At 73.2% G+C, this 15,309-nt stretch carries 9 protein-coding genes; 3 read left to right on the top strand and 6 right to left on the bottom strand.

Translation table 11 applies throughout. The features are described 5' to 3' along the window. Positions 1 to 20: 20 nt before the first annotated feature. From OG488_RS22945 to OG488_RS22930, 4 genes are all read right to left on the bottom strand, one after another. Positions 21 to 1,658, bottom strand: a complete 1,638-nt coding sequence (locus tag OG488_RS22945) for a succinic semialdehyde dehydrogenase (protein ID WP_329231939.1) — start codon at positions 1,656 to 1,658, stop codon at positions 21 to 23. Positions 1,659 to 1,920: 262 nt separating this feature from the next. Then, complete coding sequence (locus tag OG488_RS22940; protein WP_329231937.1) at positions 1,921 to 3,600, bottom strand: protein kinase domain-containing protein; 1,680 nt, start codon at positions 3,598 to 3,600, stop codon at positions 1,921 to 1,923. Between the two features lie 119 nt (positions 3,601 to 3,719). Then, positions 3,720 to 6,584: a protein kinase gene (locus OG488_RS22935; RefSeq protein ID WP_329231935.1), complete on the bottom strand. Its 2,865-nt coding sequence runs from the start codon at positions 6,582 to 6,584 to the stop codon at positions 3,720 to 3,722. 191 nt (positions 6,585 to 6,775) lie between these two features. After that, entirely contained in the window at positions 6,776 to 8,809 is a 2,034-nt protein-coding gene (locus tag OG488_RS22930; RefSeq protein WP_329231933.1) for a serine/threonine-protein kinase, read from the bottom strand. A gap of 118 nt (positions 8,810 to 8,927) precedes the next feature. Here OG488_RS22930 and OG488_RS22925 point away from each other — a divergent pair, with 118 nt between their 5' ends. Continuing rightward, entirely contained in the window at positions 8,928 to 10,049 is a 1,122-nt protein-coding gene (locus OG488_RS22925; RefSeq protein WP_329231931.1) for a serine hydrolase domain-containing protein, read from the top strand. A gap of 13 nt (positions 10,050 to 10,062) precedes the next feature. On the opposite strand, the gene OG488_RS22920 is transcribed toward OG488_RS22925, so the two are convergent. Beyond that, entirely contained in the window at positions 10,063 to 11,769 is a 1,707-nt protein-coding gene (locus OG488_RS22920; protein WP_329231929.1) for a glycerol-3-phosphate dehydrogenase/oxidase, read from the bottom strand. Positions 11,770 to 12,024: 255 nt separating this feature from the next. On the opposite strand from OG488_RS22920, the gene OG488_RS22915 reads away from it, so the two are divergent. Then, positions 12,025 to 13,287 (top strand): nucleotide sugar dehydrogenase, encoded by a 1,263-nt coding sequence (locus OG488_RS22915; RefSeq protein WP_329231927.1) that lies wholly within the window; start codon positions 12,025 to 12,027, stop codon positions 13,285 to 13,287. Positions 13,288 to 13,401: 114 nt separating this feature from the next. After that, positions 13,402 to 14,031, top strand: a complete 630-nt coding sequence (locus OG488_RS22910; protein WP_329231925.1) for a hypothetical protein — start codon at positions 13,402 to 13,404, stop codon at positions 14,029 to 14,031. Positions 14,032 to 14,120: 89 nt separating this feature from the next. Here OG488_RS22910 and OG488_RS22905 read toward each other — a convergent pair whose 3' ends face one another. Beyond that, positions 14,121 to 15,245: a GuaB3 family IMP dehydrogenase-related protein gene (locus OG488_RS22905; protein WP_014154539.1), complete on the bottom strand. Its 1,125-nt coding sequence runs from the start codon at positions 15,243 to 15,245 to the stop codon at positions 14,121 to 14,123. Positions 15,246 to 15,309 lie beyond the last annotated feature (64 nt).

Below are 15,309 nucleotides of genomic sequence, written 5' to 3'. Positions count from 1 at the left end.
GATGGGAGGGGCGCTGGGGATCAGCGCAGCCGGAAGGCCTTCATCGCCTTGAGGCTGCGGCTCATGAAGGCCGTGTACGTCTCGTCGTCCATCCCGAAGGCCGGCGCGAGGGGCATCAGCCGCTGCTGGGCGACCGTCTGGGCCTCGGTGTACTTCAGGATGCCCTCGGAGCCGTGGCGTCGGCCGAGTCCGGAGTCCTTCATGCCGCCCATGGGCGACTGGACGCTGCCGTACGCGGGCGCGTACCCCTCGTTGATGTTGACGGTGCCCGCGCGCAGCCGGGCCGCGATCCGGTGGCCGCGCCGGGAGTCGTTGGTCCAGACGCTCGCGTTGAGGCCGTAGGGCGTGGCGTTGGCGAGGGTGACCGCCTCGTCCTCGTCGGTGAAGCGGTAGAGGGAGACGACCGGGCCGAAGGTCTCCTGGGCGCAGACGGCCATCGGCTCCTGCACGTTGTCGAGGATGGTCGGCTCGTAGAAGAGCGGACCGATGTCGGGGCGGGCGACGCCTCCCGCGACGAGGGTGGCCCCCTTCTCGACGGCTTCCGCCACGTGCCTGCTGACGGTCTCCAGCTGGCGTTCGCCCACGAGTGAGCCCATGTCGGCCCCGTACGCCAGGGAGGCGCCGAGCCGCATGGCCCTGGTCCGGGCGGCGAAGCGCTCCACGAAGGCGTCCGCGACGGACGCGTGGACGTACAGCCTCTCGATGGAGATGCAGAGCTGTCCGGCCGAGGAGAAGCAGGCGCGCACGGCGCCCTCCGCGGCCTTCTCGACGTCGGCGTCCGCGAGGACCAGCATGGGGTTCTTGCCGCCGAGCTCCAGCGAGACACCGACGAGCCGTGCCGCGGCGCGCTGGGCGACGTCACGTCCCGTGGTGGTCGAGCCGGTGAAGGAGACGTAGTCGGCGCGCTGGACGACCTCGGGCCCGACGACCGGCCCCTCGCCGAGGACGACCTGGAACACCTCGGCGGGCAGTCCGGCCTCGATCAGCAGGTCACGGGCCCACAGCGCGGTGAGCGCGGTCTCCGTGTCGGGCTTCATCACGACGGCGTTGCCGGAGACGAAGGCGGGGAGCGCGTCGCCGACGGAGAGTTCGAGCGGGTAGTTCCAGGGGGCGATCTGGCCGATGACACCGCGCGGCTGGCGCAGTTCGGTGACCTTGGTCAGCGCCGGGACGACCCCGGTGTGACGCTTCGGCTTGAGGTAGGCGGCGGCCCTGCGCCCGTAGTGCCGGGCCGAGACGGCGACGGCCTGCACCTCCTCGTGGGCGTGCAGCCGGGCCTTGCCGGTCTCCAGCTGGATGAGGTCGAGGACCTCGGACTGGCGCTGCAGGATCAGGTCGTGGAAGCGCAGCAGCACCGCCGCCCTGGCCCTGACCGGGGTCGCGGCCCAGACGGGCTGGGCGGCGCGGGCCCGGTCGAAGGCGGTCTCCACGTCCTCGGGGGTGGACTCGGGGAGGTCCGCCAGCTTCGCCCCGGTGAAGGGGCTGTGGTTGGACGTGCGGCCGGAGCCCACGACGCCACGGGTCAGCTGGGCGATCACCTCGGGTGTGACCACGTCCGCGGCGGTACGCGCGCCCGCGGGGGCGGTGGCCACCGGATTGGTGCCGACGCGGGTGCCGGAGGCGGCGGAGGTGGTCGAGGAAGCCTGCGAGTCCGTCATGAGGGCGAGAGTATGTCCAGCCGCCGACTTTGGGTACCCGTGGGTAACAGGTTTTCACCAACCCCGCCAGAGACTCCTGCCACGCTCAGCCATTCAGCCAGTGATCACTGGCTGAATAACCGCTGATCAGGGGCGATCCACCCTCGTTCTCGGGATCGGGCGTCGGGAATCGTGAATTTTCGGCCGTCCGGCCACTGCCAGGCCGGTGTCCTCCCCGCCCGTCGCCGCCGGACCCTCCGAGGGTGTCCCCAGGGGGGCTCCCTCAGCCCGCGTCCTCCGGCGGTGTCCAACTGCGCAGCATGGTCTCGAAGAGCTGCCGGGTCTCGTCCTGGTCCTCCTCGGGACCGGTCAGGTAGAACGCGTACTCCGGCCCGCCCGTCTCGGCGAAGTACATCTGGTCGATGCCGTGGCGGGGGCCGGGCTGGCCCTGGGACTCGATCCAGGTGAACTCCCACCGGGAGCCGGGACGGTCGCGGAAGACGTTCTCCTCCAGCGTGAGACGTTCGTACTCCGGCAGGCGCTGGGACAGGTCCTTCTCGATGCTCTGCATGTGCGAGTACGAGGTGTCGAAGTCCGGCTGCGGATCGAGGCTGATCCGGAGGCTGTGCGCCCCGTTGTCGGGGCTGTACTCGATCCGCTCGCCACCGGTCTGCCGCTCCCAGCCCTCCGGGAGCAGGAGGCCGAATCCCTCGGGGGCGTCGACCCGCTTCCAGCCGTCGGGGGTCTTCCCCGAGGCGGGCTCGCCCTCCCCCGCCGGGTCCCCGGCCGGATCCCCCGCGGCGCCCTCGGAGGAGGACGCGGAGGGCGCCGGGCCCCCGGCGCTCCGCCCCGAGGCCTCTCCGGCCGTGCTTCCGCCGGCGTCACCGCTGTACCTGATGACCAGGCCCACCGCACTGCCGATCAGCGCGGCCACCGCGAGGACCACCAGGACGGTGCGCCAGGGTTTCCGGGCGCTCCCGGTGGTGGACGGCGAGGTGTACGCGGGCCCGTCCGGCTCCGGCACGGGCCGGGCGAGGTGGGCGGTGGAACCGTCCGGGCCGGAGAAGGCGCTCAGTTCCTCCTCCGAGACCCGCTGCGTGGGGACGTGCGCCTGCGCGGCACGGGGCCTTCGCCCCTCCATCGCGTCCAGCAGCATGCGCTCCGTCTCCTCGGCCGTCGGACGGTCCGCGGGGTCCTTGCGCAGCAGGGCGGTGATCACGGGCGCCAGCGCGCCGCCACGTGTCGGCGGCAGCGGTTCCTCCGCGACCACGGCCTGCATGGTGGAGATGGGGGACGTACGGCGGAAGGGCGAGCTGCCCTCGACCGCCGTGTAGAGCGTGGCGCCCAGCGACCAGAGGTCGGAGGCGGGGCCCGGGTCGCCGCCCCGGACCCGCTCGGGTGCCAGGTAGTCGATGGAGCCGACCAGTTCACCGGTCCTGGTGATGGTGGAGTCGCCCTCGATCGCGGCGATCCCGAAGTCGGTCAGCAGGACCTGGCCGTCGCGGGCGAGCAGGACGTTGGCCGGCTTCACGTCCCGGTGCAGGACTCCAGCGCCGTGTGCGGCCCGCAGGGCGCTCAGCACATGGAGTCCGATCCTGGCGGCCTCGCGCGGATCGACCTCGCCGGACTCCTTCGCCGCGTCGGCGAGCGAGGGCCCGTCGACGTACTGCATGACGATCCAGGGGCGGTTGTCGTACTCGATGACGTCGTGGACGGTGACGACTCCCGGGTGCGTGATCCGGGCCGCCGCGCGTGCCTCCTTCTGGGTGCGGGCGTGGAGCACGGCCCGGTCCGCCTCGGCGACGTACAGTCCGGCCGTCAGTTCCTTGACGGCCACGGTCCGGTGGAGCACCTCGTCCTGGGCGCGCCAGACCTTGCCCATGCCGCCGCGCCCCAGGACGTCACCCAGTCGGTACCGTCCGGCCAGTACGATCCCCGCGTCCGTGCCCTGCGCGTGTTCCACGTGTGTCCCCGCCCCGTTTTCCTTGGGACGACAGGGTACGGACGGGAGGCGGTGTCACGGAACCTCGCACCGCCCACGAAACCGCACTGTGATGCTTGTCGCGTTTCACTGTCGCGTCGTCAGGAGTTCACCCGGTAGGAGGAGATGGCCTGTTCGTAGATCTCGGAGACCTTGTCCCGCTCGTTCTCCGGGCCGATGACCTGGACGATGTGGTACCGGCCGTCCACGATCATGGCGAGGTTGCGGACGTACACCTGGCGGCCGTCGCCCTCCTGCCAGGTGAACTGCCCCTCGGCCATGGCCTGTCGTCCGACGTCGACACGGCGCAGACCGGTGGACGTGGCCCAGCTCGACTCGCGGAAGGGCTTCAACTCGGGCTCCTTGGTCCGCTGGTAGTCGAGCGGATCCCCGCCGTTGGCCTTGACGGTGTCCCGGCCGGGGACCACCAGCACGCTGAACCCGTCGCTGCCGTAACGGACCTGACGGTCCGCGTCGGCCGGGCTGCGCTGCCAGCCCTCCGGTACGCCGATCTCGAAGCCCTCCGCGTCCTCACGCAGCTTGTAGCCCGGCGCGAGGGCGACGGCGGAGCGGCTGGTCTGCGGCTTCTCCGAGCCCGACGAGCCCCCGGAGTCCGAGGGCTTCGAGGACCGCGAAGGCTCGGGCGAACCCGACGACGACGCCTTCCCGTCGGACGGGCCGTCGCCGGGGCCCGGCTCCGCGGGTGCGACGGAGTCCGAAGGCGCCGCGCCCGTCCCCGATCCGTCCTTGGGCATGAACAGCATGGCGTAGGCGACGGCGGCGGCCATCGCCAGCAGGATCAGCACCAGCAGCAGGCGTCCGAGCCGCCGCGGCGCCCGGCCGCCGGGCTGCGGCTGGCGGAGCACCTTGGGCCCCTTGGGCTCGCGGGGCGGGCGCGACGGCTTCTCGTACGCCGGGGGCTGCTCGTAGGCCTGCCGCTCACGGCGCTGCGGCCTCCCCTGACGGTGCCGGCCGTGCGCCGCGCCCCGGCCGCGGCGCCGGCGCACCAGCTCGCCCCGGCGGCGTACGACCGGCAGACGGGTGGCGTCGGCGGGCGGCATCGTGACGATGTCGGTGCCGACCTCCGGCTCGGGGGCCGAGCGCACGAGGGAGCGGAGCCAGCCGCGCAGCTCCTCGAAGTCGGGCCGTTCCGTGGGGTCCTGACGCAGCAGCGACTCGACGACGGGACGGAGCGGGCCGCACTCCTCCGCGAAGGCGGGCGGTTCGCCGCAGACCATCTGGACGAGCTCGGAGGCGTTCTCCTCCGGGTACGGGGCGTGGCCCTGCACGGCGCGGTAGAGGAGCGCGCCGAGCGCCCAGAGGTCGGTGGAGGGGCCGATGGGCGGGGCGAGCTGCCAGTTGTCGTGGACCGGACCCGCCTGCTCGGGCGCCCACCGCTCGGTGACGGCGCCGACGACGGCTATGCGGGCCTGGCGGGCGCGTTCGGCGGCGAGAGGGGTGGCCGGACCCCGGTAGGCGGGGGCGTCACCGCGTCCCGCGACGACCTCGTCCCACCCTCCGGCGGGTCCCCGCGCGACGGCCGGCCGGGGCAGCCGGTCCGGGCGCTCCGCGGGACCGCTGCCGAGGCGCCTGGCGTCGGCGCGCAGCGCGTCCTCGCCGGAGCGGCCCGGGCCCCCGGAGCCGCCCGCGGGCACGGGGCGGCCGGAACCGGCGCCGTCGCCCCAGGTGCCGGCGAGGTGGACGCGCCGGCCGGCGGGCGGCGGGCCGCCCGGGCCCTCGTCGTCGTCCTCGTCGTCCTCGTCGTCGTACGGGTAGGGGTACGGGGCCTCGGCCGCCCGGCCCCAGCCGGTCGTCAGCTGCGGGGGCCCGGGAGTACGCGGAGCGGCGGGCTCCTCGGCCCCGCCCCCCTCCTGGCCGCTGTCCTGGTCGTGCTCCTCGCGCCTGCGCTCCTCACCGGCGCGGGCCGCGGCGCGGGCTCCCGCACGGTAGGCCGCGATGGCCCCGGCGCGGGCGGCACGCAGCTGCGCCGCGCTCCCCGCCCCGGGCTCCGCCGGGGGCAGGGCGGGGGGTGCCGCCTCGATCTCGGCACGGGTGGCGGGGGCCTGCCCGCCGTCGGCGGGTGTCCTGGGCGCCGGCAGGGCCTCCGGGACGGGATGCGCCCCGGGCCCGGGCGGCGCGAGGTCCGGCCGGTACGCCACCGGAGGCTCGTAGGGACCGGTCCCGACGGCGGGAGGCTCGTACGGACCCGACTCGACCGACGAAGGCTCGTACGGACCCGGCTCGACCACCGGAGGCTCGTACGGACCCGGCTCGACCACCGGAGGCTCGTACGGACCCGGCTCGACCGCCGGGGGCTCGTACGGGCCGGTGGGGCCTGATTCGACCGCCGGGGGCCCGTAGGCGTTCTGCTCGTCCGGCTGCGGCGCCGGAACGTATCCGCACAGCGCCTCCTCGGCCGCGCCCGCCGCGAGTCCGGTCAGCACCACGCGGCCGTCGTCGCAGACCAGGACCGTGCGGACGGTGATGTTGCGGTGCGTCCAGCCGTGCGCGTGGAGCACCCGCAGCGCCGTGAGGACGTCGGAGCCGATCTCGGCGGCCCGGTACGGATTGAGGGGCCGCTCGGCGAGAAGGGCGGCGAGCGGCCGGGCGGCGACCAGCTCGCTCACGATCCAGAGCGATCCCGCCTCGGCGAACACGTCGAAGACCTGGTCCAGGCGCGGATGGTCGGGCACCTGCGCCGCCGCCTGCGCGGCCTCGATCGCCCGCCGGACCGCGGGGTCCGTGGACCGCCGCACCGTACGGCCGGTGGCCCGCCTGGCCGAGGGCACACCGTCGGCGTCGAGCACCTCGGCGTCCACGACCTCCGGCAGCGGCACCTGCCGCACCAGGACTTCCTGCCCGCTGTACGTGTCGAACGCCCGTGTCTCGGCCAGTTCGTACGCATCGGACGGAGGCAGGGGAAGGCGGTAGCGGTCGGCAAGCACCCGACCCGCGTAGTCGTCCACGACGCCTCCCCAGAGCGCGCTGTCCCCCGGTCACCGAGACCGCGTCAATCCGTCAATTGCGGTCACTTGCTGTGCAATTGACCCATGATTGCGGCTGCGTACGGTCCTCGGTCTCTCACCATACGTGGCAAGGGGCGGCGGCGCGGCCGGGTCACGCCAACCCGGCCGCTCCGAGCCCCCGTCCGGTCCGGTCAGTCGGTGGGCTCGAACGAGGCGAAGGCGGTCTCGCGCAGGGTCTTGCACGCGTCGCCGTCCCACTCGTCCGCCTTGCAGCTGATCATGATCGAGTAGCCGTGGGTGGCGTCGACCTTGAAGCCCCGGTTGAGGACCCGGACCCGCATGCCCTGCTGGTTGCGCGTGAACTCCCAGTCCGCGACGGTCGGGTAGCCGTTGTACTCGACCTTCTTTATCCCGATGTGCGAGTAGCCGCTGCTGCTCGCGGCGACCGCTCCCATCAGACCGCGCCATGCGGCAGCGGCGTCGTCACCGGGCGAGGAGTTGTAGTCGATCTGGACGCGCGGGAAGCCACCGCGTTCGTTGTAGATGCCGCCCGAGTTGCTTCCCGCTATGCCGTTGCGCTTGAAGCCCTCGGGCATCGCCATCGAGAAGTGGAACCGCTCGTCGGTGACCTTCCTGTACCCGGCGGGCAGCGCGTCCGGGTCGGGGGAAGGCTTCTCGGTCTCCGGTGAGGGCGAGGTGTCGCCCGACGCCTCACCCTTGTCCTCTCCCTGGCCGTCCTTGCCGCCGTCCTGCTTCCCGCTCTCCTCGTCCTTGCCCGCGCCCCCTCCGGTCGCGGGCTCGGAGCCACCGCCGGCCGTGGCTCCGGCCGAGGCGGTGTCGCCCTTGGAGCCGCCGCCCTGGTTGCCCGTGTCGTCGTCGCCGAGCGTGAGGGCGAGGATCGTGCCGAGCACGGCGAGCACGACGACACCGGCGATGACCGCCAGCGTGCGGCGCGGCACGACATCGGTGATCGACGCGCGGGCCGCGGCCGGACGTCCGGGCGGGGCTGCGGCCGGGCCGGAGGCCGATGCGGTGGCCACCGGGGTCCTGGCGTTGCGCACCGACCGCAGTGCGTCACGCAGCCGGTCCTTCGTGCCCTCGGCGATCCCCGCCGCGCCCGCCGGGGCGGACGCCGAGGAGGACTCCGCAGCGGAGGCGGGCGCCTGACTGCCGGAAGCCTGGCTTCCGGAGACCCCGGAAGCGCCGGGCCCACTGCTCGCGGCGGCGGAAGCAGGTACGGCGGCAGCGGCGGCCGCCGCTGTCTTCTTCGGACCGCCCTTGCCGCTCCGGCCTCCCTTGTCGCTCCCGGCGTCACCGATCGTGGGCAGGGCCATGACCTGCGTACGTTCGGCCGGAGGGACGGCGGGCGCCTCCGGGGCGTTGATCACGGCGTTGAGCAGGGCGCGCGCACCGGCGTCGTCCAGCCGCCGATCGGGGTCCCTGGCCAGCAGGCCGTAGATGACCTCCTCCAGCGGTCCGGCGTTGACGGGCGTCTCGACCGGCTCGGTCATCACCGCCGTCAGGGTGGCGATGGCCGAGCCCTTGTCGTACGGCGGCCGGCCCTCGACGCTCGCGTACAGCAGCCCGCCGAGCGACCAGAGGTCGGCGGGCGGCCCCGGCTTGTGCCCTCGGGCGCGTTCGGGCGAGATGTACGACGGGGCGCCGACGAGCATGCCCGTCGAGGTGACGGAGGGGTCGCCCTCGACCTGTGCGATCCCGAAGTCCGTCAGGACGACCCGGCCGTCCTCCGAGATCAGCACGTTGGACGGCTTCACGTCCCGGTGCAGGATGCCCTCGCGGTGCGCCGAGCGCAGCACGTCGAGGATGGCGAGTCCGACCTCGGCCGCACGCCTCGGGGTCAGCGTCCCGTCCTCGCGGATCACCTCGGCGAGGGACTTGCCCTCGATGAGCTCCATGACGATCCACGGCCGGTCGTCCTCGTCGACGACGTCGTAGACCGTCACCGCACTGGTGTTGCGGATCCTCGCGATCGCCTTCGCCTCACGCAGCGTCCGCGTGATGAGGCGCCGCTTCTCCTCGTCGTCGATGGACGAGGGGAACCGCAGTTCCTTGACCGCGACCGTGCGCCCCAGTGTCTCGTCGGCAGCACGCCAGACCGTGCCCATGCCGCCCCGGCCGAGCACCTCCCCGAGGCGGTACCGCCCCGCCAGGAGACGTCCGTCCTTGTCCCCTTGGGGCTCCCGCGCCTGCTCCGCCTCCGACATGCGTCCCCTCTGCGATCAACCCGCCCTGGCAGAGCGTTCATTGTCCCTCACCCCGGGACCGCCCATGGTCCCGGGTCCGGGTCGGCCATGATGTGACCGGAGGAAGGAACCCCTTGCCATGCCGATATTCAGGGCGCTGCCCGTCGCCCCGCTGGTGCTGACCCTGCTCGCCCCGGGAACCGCGAGCCTGCCCAGCGAACCACACCCCACGCCCGCATCGTCCTACCTCCCCCGGCTCGTCGTCGAGGGGCGCGCCCCGGCAGCCGCCTTTCTGGCACGCCACCACACCCCCGCCCGCGAGGAGACCTTCGGCTCCGCCGGCCCCGGCATCGGGGCGGGGGACCACTTCCGGGCCGGCAGCATCACCAAGACGTTCGTCGCGACGGTGGTCCTCCAACTCGCCCACGAGGGACGGATCGCGCTGGACGACAGCGTGGAGGAGTACCTGCCGGGCCTCGTGCGGGGGCACGGGAACGACGGCTCCGTCCTCACCCTGCGCGCGCTCCTCACCCACACCAGCGGCCTCCCCGACTACCTGACGGCCCTTCCCGCCACGGACCCGGCGCTCACGGGGGCCGCCGGCCCGTCGGCGCGGCCGGTCACCCCCACCGCCGCGGTCCGCGCGGCCGTGGCCCGCCCTCCGGTGGCCGCGCGGGGCTCGTACGCGTACTCCAACACCAACTACGCGCTGCTCGGCCTGGTCGTCCGGCGCGTCACCGGGCATCCGTACGCCACCGAGATACGGCGCCGGGTCCTCGAACCCCTGCGGCTGACCGGCACCTCGCTGCCCGGCGCCCGGGCGACCCTGCCCCTCCCCCACTCCCGCGGATACCACCGCTCCCCCGACGACGGCACCGTGCGCGACGTCACGGCCGTCGACCCGCGGTTCGCGGGGGCGGCGGGGGAGGTGGTCTCCACGCTGGCGGACCTGGACGACTTCTACGCGGCGCTGCTGGGCGGCCGGCTGCTGCCCCCCGCCGAGCTTGCCACGCTCCTCGACACCCGGCCCTCGGGCGGCACGTACGGCATGGGGATCTATCCGCAGGAACTCTCCTGCGGCACCACCGTCTGGGGCCACAACGGGCACATCACCGGCAGTTACGTCCGGACCGCCGCGACCCGCGACGGACGGCACGTCCTCACCTTCCGGGTCAACACGGACACACCGCCCGGCGAGGCCCTCGAAACGGGTCTGCTGGAGGCGGAGTTCTGCCCGCCCGCCCGCTCCGAGGGCACGTAGGGCCACAGGGCACCTAGAGCGGCACGATGTCCGGCGCCCCCAGCCGCGCCGCGTCCGCCGTCAGGTCGTCGGGCTGGCGCTGCGACTCACGCTCCGCCTCGACCCGCTTGCGGTAGTGCTCCACCTCCCGCTCGACCTGGTCCGTGTCCCAGCCGAGGACCGGCGCCATCAGGTCCGCGCACTCGCGGGCGCACCGGGTGCCCCGGTCGAAGGTCTCGATGGAGATCCGGGTGCGCCGGGTCAGGACGTCGTCGAGGTGCCGGGCGCCCTCGTGGGAGGCGGCGTAGACGACTTCCGCCCGGAGGTAGTCCTCGGCACCGGCCAGCGGCTCCCCCAGCGACGCGTCGGCCTTCACCAGGTCGAGGAGCTCCTCGGCCATCGAGCCGTACCGGTTGAGCAGGTGCTCCACCCGGACGACGTGCAGCCCGGTGCGGGCGGCGATCCTGGCGCGGGCGTTCCACAGGGCCCGGTACCCCTCGGCGCCCAGCAGCGGGACGTCCTCCGTTACGCAGTCCGCCACCCGCTGGTCCAGGGCGTGGACCGCCTCGTCCACGGCGTCCTTCGCCATCACCCGGTACGTCGTGTACTTGCCGCCCGCCACCACGACGAGTCCGGGCGCCGGGTGGGCCACGGTGTGCTCGCGCGAGAGCTTGCTCGTGGCTTCCGACTCGCCGGCCAGCAGGGGCCGGAGCCCGGCGTAGACGCCCTCGACGTCGTCCCTGCCGAGCGGGGTGTTCAGCACCGCGTTGACGTGCTCGAGCAGGTAGTCGATGTCGGCGCTGGAGGCGGCCGGGTGGGCCTTGTCCAGGTCCCAGTCGGTGTCCGTCGTGCCGATGATCCAGTGGCGGCCCCACGGGATCACGAAGAGCACGGACTTCTCGGTCCGCAGGATGAGGCCGGTCGAGGAGTGGATGCGGTCCTTGGGCACGACGAGGTGGATCCCCTTCGACGCGCGGACGTGGAACTGTCCGCGCTCACCGATCAGGGCCTGGGTGTCGTCGGTCCACACCCCGGTCGCGTTGACCACCTGCTTGGCCCTGACCTCGTACTCCCCGCCGCCCTCGACGTCCTGCACCCGCGCGCCGACGACGCGCTCGCCCTCCCGGAGGAAGCCGGTCACCCGCGCCCGGTTGGCCACCTGGGCGCCGTAGCCCGCGGCCGTGCGGACCAGGGTCGCCACGTAGCGCGCGTCGTCCATCTGGGCGTCGTAGTACTGCAGGGCTCCGACCAGGGCGTCCTTCTTGAGGGCCGGGGCGACCCGCAGGGCGCGACGGCGCGAGAGGTGCCGGTGCGCGGGCAGCCCGCGGCCGTGGCCGGAGGACAACGACATCGCGTCGTACAGCGCGACGCCCGAGCCCGCGTAGAGCCGCTCCCAGCCCTTGTGCTGCAACGGGTAGAGGAAGGGCACGGGCTTCACCAGGTGCGGTGCCAGCCGCTCCAGCAGCAGCCCCCGCTCCTTCAGCGCCTCCCGTACGAGGGCGAAGTCCAGCATCTCCAGATAGCGCAGCCCGCCGTGGATCAGCTTGCTGGACCGGCTGGACGTGCCGGACGCCCAGTCGCGCGCCTCGACCAGCCCGGTCGAGAGTCCTCTGGTGACCGCGTCCAGCGCGGTCCCGGCGCCGACCACGCCCGCTCCCACGACCAGTACGTCCAGTTCGCGCTCGGCCATCGCGGTCAGCGCGTCGGCGCGCTCCGCGGGTCCCAGTGTCGCTGTCCTCACTGCTGCCTCCCGGTAATCCCGGTGCATCGGGGTGGTACGGCACGGGAGCGGGGGCCGGCCGGAAGGCCGGGCGCCCGTGCCCATCTCTCGATTCTGTCCGCGGTCTCCGACTTCAGCCACCGCCTGTGGACAACACCCGCCCCACACGCGTCACAGAATGCGACATATAGGTCATATTTACGCCTAGTCTGACATTGCGCTGTCCTCAGCAGTTGCGCTTTCTGTCTCCTGGCCTTAGGGAAAGGACCGGCCCACATGCCCGCAGACCTCGCCGTCATCGGACTCGGACACCTCGGCCTGCCCCTCGCCCAAGCAGCCGTCGGCGCGGGAATCCACACCGTCGGTTACGACACCGACCCACGCCCCTTCGCCGAACTCTCCGCGGGCCGTACGCCGGTCGAGGGATCACTCAGCGCGTCCGACATCCGGCGGATGGTCTCGGGCGGTTTCCGGCCCACAGCGGACCCGGCCGCGCTGGGCCGGGTCCGCACCGCCGCGATCTGCGCCCCCACCCCCCTCGGGCCGGACCGCACCCTCGACCTCCGCGCCGTGACGGACGCGGCCCGGGCGCTCGCCGCCCGGCTGCGGCCGCACACCACCGTCCTGGTGGAATCCGCCGTTCCTCCCGGCACGACCGAGAACGTCGTACGCCCGCTGCTGGAGGAGGGCTCCGGCCTGCGCGCCGGGCGCGACTTCCACCTCGCCCACTCCCCGGGGCGCCTGGACCCCGGGAACCGCACCCACGTCTTCGGCAACACCCCGAAGGTCATCGGGGGCCTCACCCCCGCGTGCACCGAATCGGCCGCCGCCTTCTACGGACGGCTCACCGACAAGGTCGTCCGGGCCCGCGGGCCGCGCGAGGCGGAGATGACGAAGGTCCTCGAGACCAACTTCCGGCACGTCAACATCGCGCTGGTCAACGAGATGGCGGTGCTCTGCCACGACCTCGGTGTCGACCTCTGGGACGTCATCAGGTGCGCCGAGACGAAGCCGTTCGGCTTCGAGGCGTTCCGCCCCGGACCCGGCGTCGGAGGCCACGCCGCACCGGTGGATCCCGGCTGCTTCCCGTACTACAGCCGCACGCCCGGGCACCCGTTGCGCATGGTCTCGCTCGCCAAGGAGATCAACGACCGCATGCCGAGCTATGTGATCCAGCGCTGCGCGACGCTGCTGAACGAGCACGGCAAGTCCGTCCGGGGGGCCAGGGTCCTGCTGCTCGGGGTCACGTACAAGCCGGACCTCGCCGACCAGGAGGCCTCCCCCGCGCGCGAGATCGCGACCCGGCTCATGGACATGGGGGCCCAGATCGGCTACCACGACCCGCACGTCCTGGACTGGCGCGTGCGCGACCTGCCCGTACCGCGCGCCGACTCCCTCTACGAGGCGGCGGCGGGGGCGGATCTGACGGTGCTTCTGCAGCACCACCGCACGTACGACCTCCAGGGGCTCGCGGTGAAGGCGCAGCTCCTCCTCGACACCCGGGGGGCCACTCCGGCTGGGGCCGCCCATCGCCTCTGACCTGCCCCGGGGCGGGGCCGCCGGGATTCCGGTGGGCGGTGTCGGCACGGGCTGCTAGCCTGCGGCGTCACTTCTCGCACATTCGTGCGTACCGCTTCCCAGGGGGGAACCCGTATGAGCCAGCCCGTGCAGCCGCCGAACCCACCGCAGCAGCCCTACGGCGGCGGTCAGCCGACCGACGGCAACCCGTACGCGGCGCAGCAGCCCCCGGCCCCCACGGGCAACCCGTACGCCGGCCAGCAGCCCTCCGCGCCGACCGGCAACCCGTTCGCGGGCGGACAGCAGCAGCCCGGCCAGTTCGGCGGCGGCGCACCGTTCGCTCCCGCCGCGCCGGCCCGAGGCGGCTCCGGCCTCGGCCTCGGCGTACTGGCCGCCTTCGTCGCGGCCCTCGTGGGTGCCGGCGTCTACGGCGGGATCATCGGCGCCACCGAGCACCAGATCGGTTACGCGGCGGTCGGTGTCGGCTTCCTCGTAGGGTTCGCCGGGGGCAAGGTCGGTGGCCGCAACCCCGCGCTGCCGGTCATCGGTGCGATCCTCGCCCTGATCGGCGTGTACGGCGGTCAGCTGCTCGGCGAGGCGATCATCGCCACCAAGTCCGCCCCGGTCACGGTCACAGAGATATTCTTCGAGCACTTCAGCTTGCTGAACGAGGCGTGGAAGGCCGACACCAACGCGATCAGCATCCTCTTCTTCGCGATCGCCGCGGCGGCCGCCTTCTCGTCCGCCAAGAAGGCCGCCCACTGAGACCGCTCACCAGGGCCGCCGACTGAGCCACGCACGGAGGAGGGCCCGGACCGCATCTGCGGTCCGGGCCCTCCTCCGTGCGGCGTCGGTCAGCGGCGGTGCTGCGAGTCCGCCACCGTCACCTCGACGCGCTGGAACTCCTTGAGGTCGCTGTAGCCCGTGGTGGCCATCGCCCGGCGCAGGGCGCCGAAGATGTTCATCGAGCCGTCGGGGGTGTGCGAGGGGCCGGTCAGGACCTCCTCGGTCGTCCCGACGGAGCCCAGGTCGACCAGCTTGCCGCGCGGCACGTCCTCGTGGACCGCCTCCATGCCCCAGTGCCGGCCGCGGCCGGGCGCGTCCGTGGCGCGGGCCAGCGGGGAACCCATCATCACGGCGTCCGCGCCGCAGGCGATGGCCTTCGGCAGGTCGCCGGACCAGCCGACGCCACCGTCCGCGATGACGTGGACGTACCGGCCGCCGGACTCGTCCATGTAGTCGCGGCGGGCACCGGCCACGTCGGCGACCGCGGTCGCCATCGGGACCTGGATGCCGAAGACGTTGCGCGTGGTGTGCGCGGCGCCGCCGCCGAAGCCGACGAGGACACCGGCCGCGCCGGTCCGCATCAGGTGCAGGGCGGCGGTGTACGTGGCGCAGCCGCCCACGATGACCGGGACGTCCAGCTCGTAGATGAACTGCTTCAGGTTGAGCGGCTCGGCCGCGCCGGAGACGTGCTCGGCGGAGACCGTCGTACCGCGGATGACGAAGATGTCGACGCCCGCGTCGACGACCGCCTTGGAGAACTGCGCGGTGCGCTGCGGCGACAGCGCGGCGGCGGTGACGACACCGGAGTCGCGCACCTCCTTGATGCGCTGCCCGATCAGCTCCTCCTGGATGGGGGCGGAGTAGATCTCCTGGAGCCGCGGGGTGGCGGCCTCGACGGGCATCTCGGCGATCTCGTCGAGGAGCGCCTGCGGGTCGGCGTGCCGGGTCCACAGCCCTTCGAGGTTCAGGACCCCGAGGCCGCCCAGTTCACCGATGCGGATGGCGGTCTGCGGGGAGACCACCGAGTCCATCGGCGCGGCCAGGAAGGGCAGCTCGAAACGGTAGGCGTCGATCTGCCAGGCGATCGAGACCTCCTTCGGGTCACGGGTACGGCGGCTCGGTACGACAGCGATGTCGTCGAACGCGTATGCCCTGCGGCCGCGCTTGCCGCGCCCGATCTCGATCTCAGTCACGATGGTGTGGCCTTTCCCTCTACGTCTGCGCTGACCAGTATCCCCGACGCACGCGTGAGGGGCG

The sequence above is a fragment of the Streptomyces sp. NBC_01460 genome (assembly GCF_036227405.1).
In the GTDB taxonomy this organism is placed as follows: domain Bacteria; phylum Actinomycetota; class Actinomycetes; order Streptomycetales; family Streptomycetaceae; genus Streptomyces.
The sequence above is the reverse complement of the archived record's forward strand: the minus strand, read 5'-3'. Positions and strand labels throughout refer to the sequence as shown.

What these genes read in the sequence shown, in the direction of transcription:
- OG488_RS22945 (WP_329231939.1), bottom strand. Translation starts at nt 1,658, where the DNA reads ATGACGGACTCGCAGGCTTCCTCGACCACCTCCGCCGCCTCCGGCACC.
- OG488_RS22930 (WP_329231933.1), bottom strand. Translation starts at nt 8,809, where the DNA reads ATGTCGGAGGCGGAGCAGGCGCGGGAGCCCCAAGGGGACAAGGACGGA.
- OG488_RS22925 (WP_329231931.1), top strand. Translation starts at nt 8,928, where the DNA reads ATGCCGATATTCAGGGCGCTGCCCGTCGCCCCGCTGGTGCTGACCCTG.
- OG488_RS22915 (WP_329231927.1), top strand. Translation starts at nt 12,025, where the DNA reads ATGCCCGCAGACCTCGCCGTCATCGGACTCGGACACCTCGGCCTGCCC.
- OG488_RS22910 (WP_329231925.1), top strand. Translation starts at nt 13,402, where the DNA reads ATGAGCCAGCCCGTGCAGCCGCCGAACCCACCGCAGCAGCCCTACGGC.